This is a genomic window from Methylotetracoccus oryzae (assembly GCF_006175985.1).
In the GTDB taxonomy this organism is placed as follows: domain Bacteria; phylum Pseudomonadota; class Gammaproteobacteria; order Methylococcales; family Methylococcaceae; genus Methylotetracoccus; species Methylotetracoccus oryzae.
Genome location: NZ_SRSH01000001.1, coordinates 186640 through 202091 on the forward strand (window position 1 = coordinate 186640; position 15452 = coordinate 202091).

Below are 15452 nucleotides of genomic sequence, written 5' to 3' on the forward strand. Positions count from 1 at the left end.
CGGTGGCGGCGCACCGGGAACAACGCTCACGTGCGCCTTCGCTCCCGGTCGACCACGGCGAGCGACGCGGCCGCCACCGCGGCCGGCGGCACCAGAACGTTGAGTAACGGCACGCTCAGACCTACTTGCACCGTCAGGCCGAACAGCAATCGCAGCAGGCCCATCTCCTTTAGCCGGGATTCCTGCTCCGCGAACGTCAAGCCCAGGGTATCCAGTGGATAGGAGAAGTAGTTCCGGGTGATGTACCACGCCGTGACCCCGAGCCACAGCGGCGGCGCGATCATGTTGATGCCCGGGATCACGAACAGCACCAAGACAGGCAAGGCGCGCAGCAGGAATCCGAGAACGCGCCGTAGCTCTGCGGACATGCTGCGCCAGGTCGAGCGAACGATGCCGTCGCCGCGAGCGCGATCCAGCACGCCGGCCTGGCCAAGCAACCGATCGGCCAAGAGTGCATGGAACGGGGCCCCGAGGACATTGGCCACCAGCGTGAACGTGAAGAACACCAGCAGCACGAACAAGGCCCCAAACACCGGCCATAGGATCCAGCGCAGAAAATCGAGCCAGGCTGGCAGAATCCACTGCAGGAATAGCTCGAAATAGTGCCCCGCGACCCACAAGGCCAACGAAAATACGACGAGGTTGATCAGTAAGGGTGCGATGACCAGCAGACGGATGTCCCGCTGCCTGAGCCGGGTGAAGCCCCGTAGCAGCAGCGTGGCCCCGGCCAGCGCATTCGGCTTGTGTTGCTTGGTGGCGGATGACATGAGCTTTCGGATCGAGTTCAGCGTATGAGCGGAATGACCGCGGCGACACCCCCTCACGCTTCGTGGCACTTAAGCCTGGGGCGATGCCTCAGGGCTCAGGATTCAGAGGTTTCCTTGAAGAAGCTGGGGTTCATACCGTAGCGACTCAGCAGTCGATAGAACTCCGTCCGGTTCCGTTTGGCGAGTTTGGCGGCCTGGGAGACGTTGCCGTTGGTGCTTTGGAGCAACCGGGCAAGGTAATTGCGTTCGAACTGTTCCTTGGCCTCCTGCAACGGGAGAAATGTACCGGGCGCATCACGCAGTGCATTCTGCACCAGGCTCAATGGAATCAGCGATGTGGTCGACAGCGCCAGGCATTGCTCTACGACGTTCCGCAATTGCCGAATGTTGCCGGGCCAGTGGAACGACACCAGCACCTCCATGGCCTCCGGCGAAAACCCACGAACATCAGCCGCATATGTTTCCGCAAGTTCGCGCAGGAAGTGTTGGGCGAGCAGCGTGATGTCCTCGGGGCGTTCCTGCAGCGTCGGCAGCGTCAGTGTGACGACGCTGAGACGATAGTAGAGGTCTTCCCGGAACTTGCCCTCGGCCATGGCCTGTTCCATGTCCATATGCGTCGCGCAAACGATACGCACATCAACCGACTCATCCTGCACGGCCCCGATCGGCCGCACCGACATCTCCTGCACCGCGCGCAGCAACTTGGCCTGAAACGGCTTCGGCATGTCGCCGATCTCGTCCAGGAACAAGGTTCCGCCGGAAGCCGCGCGAAACAGCCCGTCGTGGTCTCGCAGCGCACCCGTGAAGGCGCCCTTCCGGTAACCAAAGATCTCGGCCTCGAACAAATTGTCGGGGATCGCGCTGCAATTGACCGCGATGAACGGCCCTTCGCGCCGCGGACTTGCCTCATGGATGGCGCGCGCCATCAGTTCCTTGCCAGTGCCGCTCTGCCCGCTTAGGAACACATTCGCGCGTCCCTGAGCGACCCGGAACGCCTGACTCAGCAATTCCTCCATCAAGGGGCTCTTGGTGAGCACCGCTCGTCGCCAGGGCTCCACGTCCTCGGCCACTTCGGACATGCCGTTGTAGCGCGTGGCCTCGTTCAGTTTCTCGATCAGTAAACTGTGGTTGACCGGCTTCGATACGAAGCCGAAGACCCCTTCCCGCGTGGCGTCAACCGCGTCCTCGATGGTACCGTGCGCCGTCATGATGATGACAGGTAACGTCGGGTACTGTTCGCGGAGAATCTTGAACAGACCGATCCCGTCGATGTCGTCCATCCGCAGATCGGTGACGACCACATGCGGACGGAACAGGACGCAGCACGTCAGGGCTTCCTGACTGCCCGCAACACTTTCAACAGTAAAGCCGGCGGCCACCAGGCGCAGCTTAAGCAGACGCAGAAGATCCGGGTCGTCGTCGACCAGCAGAATTCGCTTGCGACTAATCATAATCTTCTCGCCTCTCGGTTTCGTTGATCTCCCGCTCGATGGACTTCAGCGCGTCCAGCTTCTCCTTCAGTTGCCGGGCCTCCGCATCGCGCGATCTGACCGATTGACTCAGGCCCTGCTCGACCGATTTCAATTCGTCTACGCGTTGTTTCAGTTGCCGCGCCTCGGCATCGCGCGACTTCATCCGCCGGTAGGTGTCCCGCACCTGACTGATCGACTGGCGGTGCCGTGACATGGATTGTTTCAGGTTATAACGCGCTCGACGCAGCGCGCGTTCAAGTTCCTGCCGCTCGGCGGCGGCCTCGACCCGTCCCTCCGCAGCAAGTATCTGGACCGTTAGAAAGTTTCGAAGCATCGGATCGGTGACGACGGCCCGCATGGCCTGCACTTCGCGCGTGGTCGCACGTAGATCGCCGCATCCGGGCGGCGCTGTCTGCGCAATGAACAGGTGGAACAGTACCGGCAGCTGACGATCACCCCGATAGATGCTCAGCACCCGTTGGCACTCGAAGGCACGGCCAGCGGCATCAAGCACCGCCAGCGAGGCCCCGTAGGCCACCAGTGCACTCGCGCTGGCCTCACGGTACGGTCCGGCAGATGCAGGAGGCAGGTACGGATCTTTAGCCCTCGGCGGGTCGAAGCCGGCACAGGACGCAAGCCCGAGAGCCGCTGCGAGGCACATTGCCATGGTCGCCACAGCGCTCAAATCATACCTGCGGATCGATCGGCATCCGCACGCGGAAGACCGCGCCGGATTGGCCGGATTCAGCATCGGAAACGTCGATCTTCCCTTGATGGCTGGCCACGCACTCGCGGACAATTGCCAGTCCGAGCCCGCTGCCCTTGACCCCGGCATCGCGTCCCGATGATGACCGATAGAACGGCTCGAAAATCAAGCCTCTCTCATCGGGCCTGACCCCCGGACCGTCGTCGCGGATTTCCAAGTGGAGATAGCCATCCCGCTCGGCCAGCAGAATGTCTATCGTTCCACAGTCCTTCACGTATTTAACCGCATTTGACAACAAGTTATCAACGACGAGGCGCAACTGGGCACGATTGCCGGACATCACCACGGGGCTCAGGCGCTGAACCAGACTGACCGATTTCGCCCGCAGCCGCAGTTCATAGTCGCGCACCACGGCGCGAACCAACTCCCGCATATCCACACGCTGGAACTTCACACCCTCCCGGGATGCGCTGGCGGAACCGTAGTGGATCAATTCGCTGATCAGATGCTCGAGCCGGCTGGTGTTGCTCAGCATGATTTCAATGATGCCCCGCTGCTCCGAGTTGATTTCCCCGACGATCTGGTCAGCCAGCAGGGTGGCACCCTCATGAATGTTCGCGAGCGGTGTCTTGAGTTCATGCGATACATTTCGGACGAACTGCTGTTTGGCCCACTCCAGCGTCGTCAACTGATCGCGCAGCCACTCCAGACGCTGGCCCAGGTAACGAAGGTCGCTGGGTCCGGAAACGCTGATCGTGTCCTGGAGGTTGCCGATCCCCAGTTGCCGGATGGCACGGTCGAACTGTCGCACGGGATGGGTGATCAGATGGATAAAGACCGCAATGACCAGCAGCGAAACGGGGACCAGGATTCCCGTCGTTAGAAGTATGCCGTTCTGTACGTCCGACGCTTCGAGTTCGAGTTCAGCGACCATCCGGTCGATGGATGCAGCCGCCGTCAGGCCAATCTCTTCCCCGAGTTCGTTCATTTTGTCGAACAGCGCGTCCGGGAGCTGATTCAGTGCCGGCTTAGCGGCTTTGACTGCCGCTGCCTCACGCTCCGGCGCCAGCGACGCATTACCGGTTCCCGGCAGCGAGGCCAAACGATTCACCTCGCGAAACAGGGTCTCGCTGAGATTTCGCAGCGACTGCAACTGAACATGCAGCCCAGGGTCATCCGTCTGTGTGACCAACTGTGAGATGATCTGATTGACCTGTCGATGGGTCACCCAGGAGGCCTCTTCCAGCGCCGGCTCCTTCAGTACCAGGAACTGCTTGACCTTGCGCTCATTGGCTAGCAGGCGTTCGCGCAGGACCTGCGTCTTTTGCGAGATCTCCGCCACCCGATACGCCGTGCGCTTGGAATATCGGGCGAATTCCTCCAGCGCCGCAAAGCTGAAGGCGACCGCCAGCACACTGGGCAGCACACTCAACGCAAAACCCGCAATCACCAGGCTTCGCAGCGAGAACCGGGAGACCAGCGTGGTTGAAAGTGACATCGCGATGAACGCGCTTACCGGGAACACGGCTCTCCTGCTGAATGTCCGGGGGGACGGTCAGGCATGCCGGCTGTTGAACCTGGGACGCAAGTCCATCGGCGCGCCGCCGGCGCGTTACAATTCGCCGCCATGGCCGCCACCCTCAGACTGACCGGGACTTTTTCATGGCATCGCTCGATATGAGGCCTGAACGCTGGTACCCGTTCGCCGCCCTCGCGCTGCTCTTGGCGTCATGGCACGCCGCCGCGCTCTGGGCCACCTCCCCACTGCTGCCTACGCCGGTGCAGGTGCTCAAGGTATTTATCGTCGAAGTGGCAGAAGGAGGGCTACTGTACCATCTGGGTATTACGATGGCCCGGCTGGCAGTCAGTTTTGTGCTCGCCATGACCCTCGGCGGCGCGCTCGGCGTGATGCTGGGTCGATACCGGGCTCTCGACCGCTTCTTTGATATCTGGTTGATGCTGTTTCTGAATATTCCGGCACTCGTGACGATCATCCTGTGTTACGTGTGGCTCGGGCTGAGCGAGGCAGCAGCCATAACGGCCGTGGTCATCAACAAGGTTCCGAGCGTCGTCGTGACCCTGCGAGAGGGAACTCGGGCACTCGATACGGACCTGCTGGAGATGGCTCGGGCGTACCGCTTCGGAAGCTGGAAGACCCTGCGCCACGTGATCTGGCCCCAACTGCTGCCGTACATGATGGCCGCCTCACGCACGGGCCTCGCTCTGATCTGGAAGATCATCCTGGTCGTCGAACTGTTGGGACGCAGCAACGGGATGGGCTACCAGCTGCAGCTGTTTTTTCAAATGTTCGACGTTTCGGCCATTCTCGCCTATACCTTCGCCTTCGTGATCGTCGTGCAGACGGTCGAATCTTTCGTATTCAAGCCGCTGGACCTTCGCTCCAGACGCTGGCGCCGATGACCACTCAAGTGCGGATCGAGGTTTCCCGCAAAGTTTTCCCGGCAAGTGTCAATGGCCTGCCGCTGACCGTGCTTGCCGGCCTGTCGTTAACGCTGGACGCCGGCGAGTTCGTCTGCCTGGTGGGACCTTCCGGATGCGGCAAGAGCACGCTGCTCAACATCGTCGCCGGTCTCGACCGCAGCTTCGAAGGATCGGTGGAGTTCGGCGACAGCGCCGAGCCACATCGCGTCGGTCACGTTTTCCAGGAGCCGCGGCTGTTGCCCTGGCGCACGGTAAGGCAGAACATCGAACTCGCGCTTACGGCCGAGGATGCCGATGCCGATCTGGTCGATCATCTGCTCGATGTCATGGAGCTTTCGGCATTTCAGCATCAGTACCCGGAGCGCCTCTCGCTCGGCATGAGTCGGCGCGTCGCCCTGGTTCGCGCGTTCGCCATCAAACCGACACTCCTGATCATGGACGAGCCCTTCGTGTCGCTGGACGCCCCCATCGCGCGCCGGATCCGGGAACAACTGGTCCGAGTCTGGCACGAGCGGCCCCACACCGTGTTGTTCGTCACGCATGATCTCCGCGAGGCAATCGCCCTGGCCGACCGGCTGGCGTTCCTGTGCGCGCCACCGGCGCGCGTCGTGGCTGAGGTCCAGGTCGACCTGCCGCGCGATGATCGCGGCCGGGAGTCTGCCATAGAAGCCTTTCGGAAACGCCTGATAGCGGACCATCCCGACGTGGCCCGGCTGGTCTGAAGTAGAACGCGGAATCCTGCAACGGACCCGCTGGGCCGGCGCACACCGGGGCGGTCGCCGCATTCGGACTGAAGCCAGGTCAATAGCGCTCGTAATAGGCGCGGAACGACGCGGACACCGGCCAGAATACCGTCTCCGCTGCGGCCGTGACGGGCAACACCAGACCCGCGGCGACGCGCTCCGGTATCGTCGGCGTGGTCTGCATCGAGAATTCGCTAAGCAGGGTCTTTCGGTCGTCCGTGACCAGGGCGTACTGCAGTCGCGTATCGTGGAAACTGGCGGGAGTTTCGCCGATGTCGCGCACGGGTGGCGTGGTGCAGGCCGCCAGCGTCGACAGCGCGATACCAGCACCCGCCGACGTGCACCGCATCATCAGCGACCTGTCGGCTGAGCTTCGGGGAGACCCGTCGGCACGGGGCGCATGACTGCCGGTCATCGACGTGAGACCTCGCTGCAGAATCGTCGGAAAGAATGCGTCGTCTTCGGCTTTCCCGAGCCAGAGAGCCTCGCTGCTGTGTGACCTCGACAGCACTTCGAGGCTATCATTTCGAAACGCTCTGGCTACGCCGGGCCGCCCCGGTGCGGCGACCACACGCCAAAGCGATCTCCAAAGCCTTCTCAGAGTCTGTCGGAGCAGCCATGAAAAGTTACCGTAAGGAATTGTGGTTCACTGTGCCAACCCGCATGGGTTTCGTCAACATCACCCCCGAGATCGAGGCCTGTCTCGCCGAAAGCGGCGTGCGCGAGGGCTTGGTACTCGTCAACGCCATGCACATTACCGCCAGTGTCTTCATCAACGACGATGAACGGGGCTTGCATCATGACTACTCGGTGTGGCTCGAGCGCCTGGCGCCGCACGAACCGATTCGCCAATACCGCCACAACGACACCGGCGAGGACAACGCCGATGCGCACATGAAGCGGCAGGTGATGGGACGCGAGGTCGTCGTCGCGATCACCGAGGGTCGCCTCGACTTCGGACCATGGGAGCAGATCTTTTATGGCGAATTCGACGGTCGCCGCAGAAAGCGCGCACTGGTCAAGATCATCGGCGAGTAAGGAGCACCGCCGGCAGGCGGCCCCTCACCCGGCGAACCGGATGAGGAGCGCGGCGACCAGCGCCACGGACGACAGGATCAGGCATGCGGCGCTGGCGAGCGCATGGCGGGAATAGTCGGCAGTCAGGCGCGGAAACGGACGGCAGGACAGGAGGAAGGGATTGCCATCCGTGGGGCAGTCCAGCACGTACACATCGCGCGGCGCGTCATCGTCCGTCGCACTCTCGCTGACGGCCGTCTCGGCCGCCTGCTGCGCCGCATCCCACTCGTTCAGGTCGATCGCGCCATCGTGGTTGCCGTCGAAACGGCGCAACAAGGCCGGCCGGTCCTTCTTCCATATCGCCAACAACTGCGAGACCTGTAGATTCGTATCGAGAAACCCGCCGCCTTGCACGGTTCGGAAGCGTCCAGCAGCCCACAATCGCTGGCCGTCCTGGATACGCGCTTCCCGATAACGATAGACGCCCCGGTTACCGACATGCCGCAGCAGCGGTGAATCCGGAGCGAGCCCACCCGGCCGGCGATAGCGGCCGCGCCAACAGTCTTCACGCGCCGCGTAAACCTCGGCGCTGTCGGGATCGACGACACATAGCGCAGTGCCGTCATCGAGCCCGAAGAGCCCGTCGCTGACACCCTGTTCGATCGGCTCGGCGCCCTCGAACAAGCCGTCCTGATCGGGGTCGCGGGCCGTCTTTTCAACGGAGTAGCGGTACCAGACACAGGGCAGACCACTGAGTGGCGCGATGATGGGTTCGCCTGCAAGCCTACGCACCACGCCTTCCAGTTCAACGTAACCCTGGGCTGCTGAGCGAATCCGGGAGGTAGGTGTGTCGGACAGCAGACGCGACCGGTGTATCGACCTGAACAGGTGGACCAGGCCGGCCAACGCTACGACGGCCAGTACGCCGAAGGCGAGCCAGAATTGGTGCGGAGCGGTACCGCTGATCCACCCTACAATGGACACGGCGGCTCAGGCGAAGAGTTGGCGCAGATCGACGTCGGCGAGATCGTCAGCATCGAAACTCAGCAGTTCCAGGGGCTCGAAGCCGAAGACGCGGGCGATGATCACGTCGGGAAACTGCTCCAGACGGATGTTGTTGCTGTTGACACAGTCGTTGAAGAACTCCCGCCGATCCGCAATCGCGTTCTCCAAATCCACAATCCGGGTCTCCAGGCGACGGAACGACTCGTCGGCCTGCAGTACCGGGTAGGCCTCGACGGCGGCAAAAACGCTGGACAATCCCTGCCGAAGCTGCGCCTCGGCAGCTCCGAGTCGGGTCATGTCACGCGCGTCGCTCGCCTCCGCTACCGCCCGGCGTGCATGGAGCACTGCGACGAGCGTAGCCCTCTCGTGCGTCATGTACCGCTTGCAACTTTCGACCAGTTTCGGAATCTCGTCATGCCGTTGCCGAATCAGCACATCGATGTTCGACCACGCCTTCAGGGCTTCGTGCTTGAGACGGACCAGACGATTGAAGATCAGAACGACATAGGCCGCGACGGCCACCGCCAAGAGCAGGAGCACGACCGTACCCCCGAAGACAATGAGACTGAACATGGCGGTGAACCCTCACGCCGACGCTACCTGGTCAGCAGTATAGGACCGGAGCCGCCGGGCGAGTCAGCCGGAGGGCACATGGTGGGCCTGCAGCCATTCGCGCCAGACGGCGAGCGCCATCGCCAGGATGACCGGACCCGTGAACAGGCCGATGAACCCGAACGCGGCGAGGCCTCCCAGCACCCCGAACATCACCAGCACGAAAGGTATCCTCGTCGAACTGCTGATCACCAGCGGGCGAATGATATTGTCAACCCAACTGACGACCAGGGCACCCCACAGCAACAGCGAAATCCCTGCCCAGGTCTCGCCATGGATCAGCAGCCATGCGCTGGCAGCGACCCACACGAAGGGCGTTCCGAAGGGAATCATCGCAAACAAGGTCGTGATGATCGCCAACAGGATCGGCGCCTTCACGCCGACCAGCCAATAGCCGATACCCGCAATGGCGCCCTGCGCCAGAGCGGTCAGAACGATGCCGTAGACGACGGCCTTGACCGTCGTTTCGATCGTGTGCAGGTAGCTCTTCGTCCGTTCTCCGAGCACGGGATCGAACACGGCCCGGACCTGCTCGACGACGATCGCACCGTCCCGGAACAAAAAAAACATCGTGAACAGGGTCAGTAACAGGACCAGCGCATTCTGTCCGATGTCCGTCATGACCCCGAGTGCGGGCGTGCCCAGACGCTTGAGCCAGGGGATTCCATGTTCCTTCAGCAAACCGCGCAGGTCGTCGAAAGGCTCGAACAGTGTCGTCAACTGATTGCCGATATAGGGCAGACGGGAAACGAAGGGCGGCACCACCGGCTTCTGCTCCAGCCACTCCGGCAACACCCGGACCAGGTCCACGAGTTCGTGCTGCAGCAACACGGTCAGCCAGACGAAGGGCGCGAGCAGCATCGAGGCCAGTGCGAGCGTCGTCAGCAGGGCGGCTGCCGTCCGCTGCCGCGTCACGGCCTGCCGGATCCAGCGATAGAAGGGCCAGGCGACGTAGGAAATGATGACAGCCCAGGCAACCGGCAGGATGAAGGGGCGGATGACGACATAGGTCAGGGCCAGAAGGCCGCTCAACAACAACCCGACCGTAATCAGGCGAACAGTGCGATTCATAAAGCTCGTGAATGGTAGGGCGATTCGGAGACAGTGCAACGGGCCATGCGCAGCGTCCAGAACACCGCGGCTTGCTGCCGGCACCGGGAGAGGCGGCGATTATCGGCTATAATCGCCGCCCATCAAAAGTACCGATCGAGGCTGTAGTGGCGAACTCCATTTCGCAGGCCCCCGACGTTTCGACCTTCCAGGGACTGATTCTCGGCCTGCAACAATTCTGGGCAGCCAACGGCTGCGTGATTCTGCAACCGCTCGATATGGAAGTGGGCGCCGGCACGTTTCACCCGGCCACCTTCCTGCGCGCGCTGGGGCCCGAGCCCTGGAATACCGCCTACGTCCAGCCTTCGCGCCGACCCACTGACGGCCGCTACGGCGACAACCCGAACCGCCTGCAGCACTACTATCAGTTTCAGGTACTGCTGAAGCCCTCCCCCGAAAACATCCAGGATCTCTACCTGGACTCGCTGCGCTACCTCGGGCTGGATCTGCTCGAGCACGACATCCGTTTCGTCGAGGACAACTGGGAATCGCCCACACTCGGCGCGTGGGGGCTGGGCTGGGAGGTATGGTTGAACGGCATGGAAGTTACGCAGTTCACCTATTTTCAGCAGGTCGGCGGCATCGACTGCCGACCCGTATCCGGTGAAATCACCTATGGCATCGAACGGATCGCGATGTATCTCCAGGGAGTCCAGAGCGTGTTCGACCTGACCTGGACACGCGGCCCGCATGGGACGGTGACTTACGGCGACGTCTACCACCAGAATGAAGTGGAAATGTCCGCATTCAACTTCGAACTCGCCGATACGGAGGGCTTGTTCCGATCGTTCGATCACTACGAAGCGCAGTGCCGGCGTCTGGTCGAACGCGCCCTCTCGCTGCCGGCCTATGAGATGGTGCTGAAGGCCTCGCATACCTTCAACCTCCTGGATGCGCGGCGGGCGATTTCCGTCACGGAGCGCCAGAGCTACATCCTCCGCGTACGCGAACTCGCGCGATCGGTGGCCGAATGCTACTACGCCGGACGCGAGCGGCTCGGCTTCCCGATGCTGAATGCTTCCGGGGAGACGGCGTATGTCTGAACATCGCGATCTGCTGTTCGAACTGGGTACCGAGGAACTGCCGCCCAAATCGCTGCGCGTCCTCTCGGAGACGCTCACCGGGAATGTCACCGCGGGGCTCGCTGCGGCGGGGCTCGAACACGGCACCGTGCGAGGCTTCGCGACGCCGCGGCGGTTGGCCGTGCTGGTCGAAGGTCTCGCCACGGTCCAGGGGGATCGCGTCATCGAACGCCGCGGCCCGGCACTGAGCGCCGCGCGTCAGGCGGACGGCAGCCCCACCAAGGCCGCGGAAGGTTTCGCCCGCAGCTGCGGCGTCACCGTTGACGATCTGATCGTGATCGCCGGCGACAAAGGCGAATGGCTGGGTTTCCGCCAGTCGGTCAGCGGCGCCGAGACCCGTAGCCTGCTGCCGGATCTGATCAATCAGGCCCTCGTCAACCTGCCGATCGCCAAGCGGATGCGCTGGGGCTCCGGCGACACGGAGTTCGTCCGGCCCGTGCATTGGGCGGTCCTGCTGTTCGGATCCGACGTCGTCGACGCCATCGTTCTCGGCGTCAGAACCGGACGGACCACGCGTGGACATCGCTTTCACTGCCCGGAGCCTTTCGAACTCTCCGTGCCGGCGGATTACGCCGACGCGCTCGAACGCAAGGGCAAAGTCATCGCACGCTTCGACGACCGCACGGCCGCGATTCGCCAGCGGGCGAACGAACTGACCGTATCCGTCGGCGGCACACCGCATCTCGATGCCGATCTGGTGGACGAGGTCGCGGCGCTGGTCGAATGGCCGGTACCAGTCATCGGTCGCTTCGATCCCCGCTTCCTGGAGCTCCCTGCCGAAGTCCTGATCACGACGCTGCAAGGCAACCAGAAGTATTTTCCGATCAAGGATGCCAGTGGCGCGCTGCTGCCCTACTTCGTGACCTTCAGCAACCTCGAGAGTCGCCAGCCGGCAACCGTCAGCGCCGGTAACGAACGCGTCGTCACACCCCGGCTCGCCGACGCGGAATTCTTCTGGAAGCAGGATCGTCGGCGGACGCTGGATAGCCGCGTCGCGGACCTCGGCGCGGTCACCTTCCAGGCCAAGCTCGGTTCTCTGCTGGCCAAGAGCGAGCGCCTGCAACGTCTCGTGGAATCGATCGCCGCCGCCACCGGTCACGACGCCGCCCTCGCCCTGCGCGCCGCCCGGCTCGCCAAGGCCGATCTACTGACCGAAATGGTGGGTGAGTTTCCGAACCTGCAGGGCATCATGGGCCGATACTATGCCCTGGCCGAGGGCGAGCCCGATGAGGTCGCCGCAGCGATCGAGGAGCATTACCGGCCGCGCCAGTCGGGCGGTACCCTGCCCGACACGAGTGCCGGACGGATCCTGGCGGTCGCCGACAAGATCGATACGCTGGCGGGCATTTTCAGCGTCGGCCTGCTGCCTTCCGGCGATCGTGATCCCTATGGCCTGCGCCGGGCCGCGCTGGGCACCCTGCGCATCATCATTGAACGCCAGCTCGATCTCGACGTACCGCAACTCGTCGATCAGGCGCTCGGACTGTATTCCCACACCTTCGACGCTGGCAAGACCGCCGCAGCGGTGATCGAATTCGTCACCGAACGATTGCGCGGGCACTTTCTCGAACAGAAATGGCGCCCTGACGAGATCGACGCCGTGCTCAGCCTCGGCCTTGCGCGGCCACTGGACGCCGAGCGGCGGCTGCGCGCCGTGGCGGATTTCCGCCGGTTGCCGGCGGCCGAGAGCCTGGCCGCTGCCAACAAGCGGATCCGGAATCTGCTGCGGAAATCCGACGCCGAAATCGTCGCCAACGTCGCGCCTGAGCTGCTCGTCGCGGGCGCCGAGAGCGAGCTTTTTGCCGCCGCGCGGAGAGCTCAGGAAGACGTCCTGCCGCTACTGCAGCGCGGCGATTACGGACCGGCTCTGGCGCGCCTGGCCGAACTGAGGGAGCCCGTGGACCGGTTTTTCGACGACGTCCTCGTCATGGCCGACGACGAGGCGATCCGGCGCAACCGGCTGGGGCTGCTCGCGCTGGTCGAACGCCTGTTCCTCAATATCGCAGATATCGGCCGGCTACAGCCGTAACTCACCGGCACCCCGGCACGGTTCGTTCGCTTCTGTCATGACCCGATCCGACAGTCCCTTGCCCAACGCGCTCGGGCTCTACCTGCGCTCGAGCCTGTTCTTCGTGACCATGGCGACCTCGGGCATTCTGATCGGACTGCTGACGGTGATCGCCTACCCGCTCGGCTTCGAGACGCGGTATCGGGTCGCCAGCCAGTGGGTGCGCTTCGTTCTTTGGTCTTTGCTGAAGATCTGCAAGCTTGGCTTCGAGGTCGAGGGACAGGAGCACGTGCCGGCGACCAACTGCATCGTCTTGTCGAAGCATCAGTCGACCTGGGAAACGATCGGGTTGCAGACCGTCTTCCGCCCCGTGTGCTTCATCCTGAAAAAGGAGTTGCTGCGCCTACCGTTCTGGGGTTGGGCCATGGCCTCCCTGGAACCCATCGCGATCGACCGTTCGGCCAGAACGGCGGCCATCAAGCAGATCCTCCGCGACGGCGAAGCGCGTCTCAGGAAAGGCCGCTGGCTGATTCTGTTCCCCGAGGGAACCCGCGTCGCACCCGGTACGAAGGGACGCTACGGCGCCAGTGGCGGAACCCTGGCGAAAAGGTCCGGGTACCTCGTCGTCCCGGTGGCCCACAACGCCGGCGAGTACTGGCCCCGGCATGGTTTCCTGAAGCGTCCCGGCACAATATCTGTGCGTATCGGGCCGCCGATCGACCCCACGACGCTGACGGCAGCCGAGATCAATGAACGCGTCGAGACGTGGATCGAGGCAACAATGGGCGAGATCACCCTGACCCGCCGCCCCGCCCCGTCGGCTCAGGACTCATAGCCTCCCGCGCCTCCGTCGACCTCCCGCACACCCGGCGCCTCAGGCGCCCTCGACTGCCAGGCCGGGATCGTCGTCGGCAGTCCGTGCCGATCCTTGCCAAAGACATCAGCATTTTCTAACATTCGACCGGTAATCGCAGCCACGCAGGAGACACCAGGACGCCTTAATAAGGCATGGTATAGTTCGGTGCGTCGCGAGTGCTGGTCCACAACAAGGAAAACCAAACCGCTTCATGAACGGCGCGAATTTTCGTCAGGCGTGCGTGGCTGCCTGCGTCATTGCGAGCCTGGCAACCGCCACCACTCCGGCGACGGCCGCACGGGAAGCCCGCAAACCGCTCGCGCTGGCCGCGCCGGAAGCGGAAACGCTACATAAGCAACCGGCAGCCGTCAGCCCTGGGCTGACGCTACAGCAGGCCATCGACCTGGCGTTCGAGCGCAACCCCAGCCTGCGCGCCGCGGCCGAGCGCTATGGTGAAGCCCAGGCGAAGGTGGAGCAATCAGTCGCCGCGTTCTATCCGCGCGTATCGGCACGAGTCGCATATAACTACACGGACAATCCGGCCGAGGCATTCTTCTACATCGTCTCGCAACGGCGTTTCAACGAGTCCCTGAACATCAACGATCCGGGATGGGTCGAGAACTTCCGGCCGGAGGTCGTCGGCGTCTGGTCGCTGTTCCGGGGCGGGCAGGACTTCTACAAGCGCAAGGCCGCGGAACTCGGCGTCGAACAGACCGAACTGGAGCAGTCTGCGCTCCACAATCATTTGGCCGCGGCGGTTACCTCAGCCTACTACGCCCTGGCGATAGCGCCGCGCCAGGTGGAAGTTGCGCAGCGTTCGCTCGAAGCCGTGACCAGTGAGTTGCTGCAGGCGCGTGCACGCCATGCAGAAGGAACCGGTCTGAAATCCGACGTGCTTTCGCTCGAGGTGCGCCTTGCCGAGGCCCGCGAGTCCGAAGTGCAGGCCCTGAATGCCGTCGAATTGGCCCGATCGGGCCTGATGGCGCTGCTCGGTGGCAACGACGGCAAGCCTCTTGCGATTGCGGACACCGAGGGTCCGGAGCCCGCCACCGGTGTCGTTGACCTCGCCAAGGTGCTGGAGGAAGCTCACGCTCGGCGCCCCGAACTGCAGGCGGCCGACCGGCTCGTGCAGATGCGGGTTTCCGAACTGCAGGCCGAGCGCGGGGCTCACCTGCCGCGCGTGAATGCCTACGCCGCATACGGGCAGAACTTGCGGTCACCCGGGTTTTCCACGGCCAAGCAAAATACCAGTATCGGCATCAGCGCCGAACTCGATCTGTTCACGGGCGGAGAAACGACTGCGAAGGTTTCCGCTGCTGAGCGCCGTGTCGCGGAGGCCGAAGCCCAGCGCGAACAGAACCGCTTGGAAATCGAGAAGGAAGTGCGCGATGCGCACACCCGGATCAAGGATGCGATGGAGCGTCTGAGGGTCACGCGTGCCGCGGTCGCAGCAGCCGAAGAAGCCCTGCGGCAGGTGCATGAACAATACCGGGGCGGCGCCACGACGGTCACCCGCTATCTCGAAGCGGAAGCGGATCGGGCCGGCGCCCAGGCGCGTTCCCTGGCCGCACGCTACCAGGCCTACGTCACCGAAGCGAACCTGAAAAAAGCGGCAGGCTACTGGCGTTGAGG

General features: G+C 63.3%; 15 protein-coding genes. 7 read left to right on the top strand and 8 right to left on the bottom strand.

The annotated features are described in order from the left end of the window. Positions 1-26 precede the first annotated feature (26 nt). The 4 genes from cysZ to BWR02_RS00880 form a co-directional block, all read right to left on the bottom strand. The gene (gene cysZ, locus BWR02_RS00865) at positions 27-767 is read right to left on the bottom strand and encodes a sulfate transporter CysZ (protein ID WP_139555887.1); all 741 of its coding nucleotides are present in this window, start codon (positions 765-767) and stop codon (positions 27-29) included. A gap of 95 nt (positions 768-862) precedes the next feature. Beyond that, on the bottom strand, positions 863-2218 hold the full coding sequence (locus tag BWR02_RS00870; RefSeq protein ID WP_201276086.1) for a sigma 54-interacting transcriptional regulator: 1356 nt from the start codon (positions 2216-2218) through the stop codon (positions 863-865). Continuing rightward, positions 2211-2906 carry a hypothetical protein gene (locus tag BWR02_RS00875; RefSeq protein WP_139555889.1) on the bottom strand — a complete coding sequence of 232 codons (696 nt, stop codon included), beginning with the start codon at positions 2904-2906 and terminating at the stop codon, positions 2211-2213. Before BWR02_RS00875 ends, BWR02_RS00870 begins: the two co-directional genes overlap by 8 nt. 19 nt (positions 2907-2925) lie before the next feature. Continuing rightward, positions 2926-4443 (bottom strand): sensor histidine kinase, encoded by a 1518-nt coding sequence (locus tag BWR02_RS00880; RefSeq protein ID WP_139555890.1) that lies wholly within the window; start codon positions 4441-4443, stop codon positions 2926-2928. Positions 4444-4607: 164 nt separating this feature from the next. Between BWR02_RS00880 and BWR02_RS00885 the strand changes: the two genes are divergently transcribed. Then, complete coding sequence (locus BWR02_RS00885) at positions 4608-5366, top strand: ABC transporter permease (protein ID WP_236101799.1); 759 nt, start codon at positions 4608-4610, stop codon at positions 5364-5366. Continuing rightward, positions 5363-6109 (top strand): ABC transporter ATP-binding protein, encoded by a 747-nt coding sequence (locus tag BWR02_RS00890; RefSeq protein WP_139555891.1) that lies wholly within the window; start codon positions 5363-5365, stop codon positions 6107-6109. Before BWR02_RS00885 ends, BWR02_RS00890 begins: the two co-directional genes overlap by 4 nt. Before the next feature lie 79 nt (positions 6110-6188). Here the strand turns inward: BWR02_RS00890 and BWR02_RS00895 are convergent, their stop codons facing one another. Continuing rightward, the gene (locus tag BWR02_RS00895) at positions 6189-6482 is read right to left on the bottom strand and encodes a hypothetical protein (protein WP_139555892.1); all 294 of its coding nucleotides are present in this window, start codon (positions 6480-6482) and stop codon (positions 6189-6191) included. A 266-nt stretch (positions 6483-6748) separates the two neighbouring features. Here BWR02_RS00895 and BWR02_RS00900 point away from each other — a divergent pair, with 266 nt between their 5' ends. Further along, positions 6749-7168 (top strand): secondary thiamine-phosphate synthase enzyme YjbQ, encoded by a 420-nt coding sequence (locus BWR02_RS00900; protein WP_129882941.1) that lies wholly within the window; start codon positions 6749-6751, stop codon positions 7166-7168. Positions 7169-7192: 24 nt separating this feature from the next. Here the strand turns inward: BWR02_RS00900 and BWR02_RS00905 are convergent, their stop codons facing one another. The 3 genes from BWR02_RS00905 to BWR02_RS00915 form a co-directional block, all read right to left on the bottom strand. Then, positions 7193-8131 (bottom strand): hypothetical protein, encoded by a 939-nt coding sequence (locus BWR02_RS00905; protein WP_139555893.1) that lies wholly within the window; start codon positions 8129-8131, stop codon positions 7193-7195. Positions 8132-8137: 6 nt separating this feature from the next. Continuing rightward, complete coding sequence (locus tag BWR02_RS00910) at positions 8138-8725, bottom strand: LemA family protein (protein WP_129882943.1); 588 nt, start codon at positions 8723-8725, stop codon at positions 8138-8140. Positions 8726-8788: 63 nt separating this feature from the next. Then, on the bottom strand, positions 8789-9835 hold the full coding sequence (locus BWR02_RS00915) for an AI-2E family transporter (RefSeq protein WP_129882944.1): 1047 nt from the start codon (positions 9833-9835) through the stop codon (positions 8789-8791). 146 nt (positions 9836-9981) lie between these two features. Between BWR02_RS00915 and glyQ the strand changes: the two genes are divergently transcribed. The 4 genes from glyQ (at position 9982) to BWR02_RS00935 (ending at position 15450) form a co-directional block, all read left to right on the top strand. Continuing rightward, positions 9982-10917 carry a glycine--tRNA ligase subunit alpha gene (gene glyQ, locus BWR02_RS00920; RefSeq protein WP_236101801.1) on the top strand — a complete coding sequence of 312 codons (936 nt, stop codon included), beginning with the start codon at positions 9982-9984 and terminating at the stop codon, positions 10915-10917. Further along, entirely contained in the window at positions 10910-12985 is a 2076-nt protein-coding gene (gene glyS, locus BWR02_RS00925; RefSeq protein WP_139555895.1) for a glycine--tRNA ligase subunit beta, read from the top strand. The genes glyQ and glyS overlap by 8 nt, the downstream gene beginning before the upstream one ends. Before the next feature lie 37 nt (positions 12986-13022). Continuing rightward, positions 13023-13799: a lysophospholipid acyltransferase family protein gene (locus tag BWR02_RS00930; RefSeq protein ID WP_139555896.1), complete on the top strand. Its 777-nt coding sequence runs from the start codon at positions 13023-13025 to the stop codon at positions 13797-13799. A gap of 232 nt (positions 13800-14031) precedes the next feature. Beyond that, positions 14032-15450, top strand: a complete 1419-nt coding sequence (locus BWR02_RS00935) for a TolC family protein (RefSeq protein WP_139555897.1) — start codon at positions 14032-14034, stop codon at positions 15448-15450. Positions 15451-15452: the final 2 nt, after the last annotated feature.

Excerpts from the sequence above, each read along its gene's own strand:
- cysZ (WP_139555887.1), bottom strand. The coding sequence starts at position 767 with ATGTCATCCGCCACCAAGCAACACAAGCCGAATGCGCTGGCCGGGGCC.
- BWR02_RS00870 (WP_201276086.1), bottom strand. The coding sequence starts at position 2,218 with ATGATTAGTCGCAAGCGAATTCTGCTGGTCGACGACGACCCGGATCTT.
- BWR02_RS00875 (WP_139555889.1), bottom strand. The coding sequence starts at position 2,906 with ATGGCAATGTGCCTCGCAGCGGCTCTCGGGCTTGCGTCCTGTGCCGGC.
- BWR02_RS00880 (WP_139555890.1), bottom strand. The coding sequence starts at position 4,443 with ATGTCACTTTCAACCACGCTGGTCTCCCGGTTCTCGCTGCGAAGCCTG.
- BWR02_RS00885 (WP_236101799.1), top strand. The coding sequence starts at position 4,608 with ATGGCATCGCTCGATATGAGGCCTGAACGCTGGTACCCGTTCGCCGCC.
- BWR02_RS00890 (WP_139555891.1), top strand. The coding sequence starts at position 5,363 with ATGACCACTCAAGTGCGGATCGAGGTTTCCCGCAAAGTTTTCCCGGCA.
- BWR02_RS00895 (WP_139555892.1), bottom strand. The coding sequence starts at position 6,482 with ATGATGCGGTGCACGTCGGCGGGTGCTGGTATCGCGCTGTCGACGCTG.
- BWR02_RS00900 (WP_129882941.1), top strand. The coding sequence starts at position 6,749 with ATGAAAAGTTACCGTAAGGAATTGTGGTTCACTGTGCCAACCCGCATG.
- BWR02_RS00910 (WP_129882943.1), bottom strand. The coding sequence starts at position 8,725 with ATGTTCAGTCTCATTGTCTTCGGGGGTACGGTCGTGCTCCTGCTCTTG.
- BWR02_RS00915 (WP_129882944.1), bottom strand. The coding sequence starts at position 9,835 with ATGAATCGCACTGTTCGCCTGATTACGGTCGGGTTGTTGTTGAGCGGC.
- glyS (WP_139555895.1), top strand. The coding sequence starts at position 10,910 with ATGTCTGAACATCGCGATCTGCTGTTCGAACTGGGTACCGAGGAACTG.
- BWR02_RS00930 (WP_139555896.1), top strand. The coding sequence starts at position 13,023 with ATGACCCGATCCGACAGTCCCTTGCCCAACGCGCTCGGGCTCTACCTG.
- BWR02_RS00935 (WP_139555897.1), top strand. The coding sequence starts at position 14,032 with ATGAACGGCGCGAATTTTCGTCAGGCGTGCGTGGCTGCCTGCGTCATT.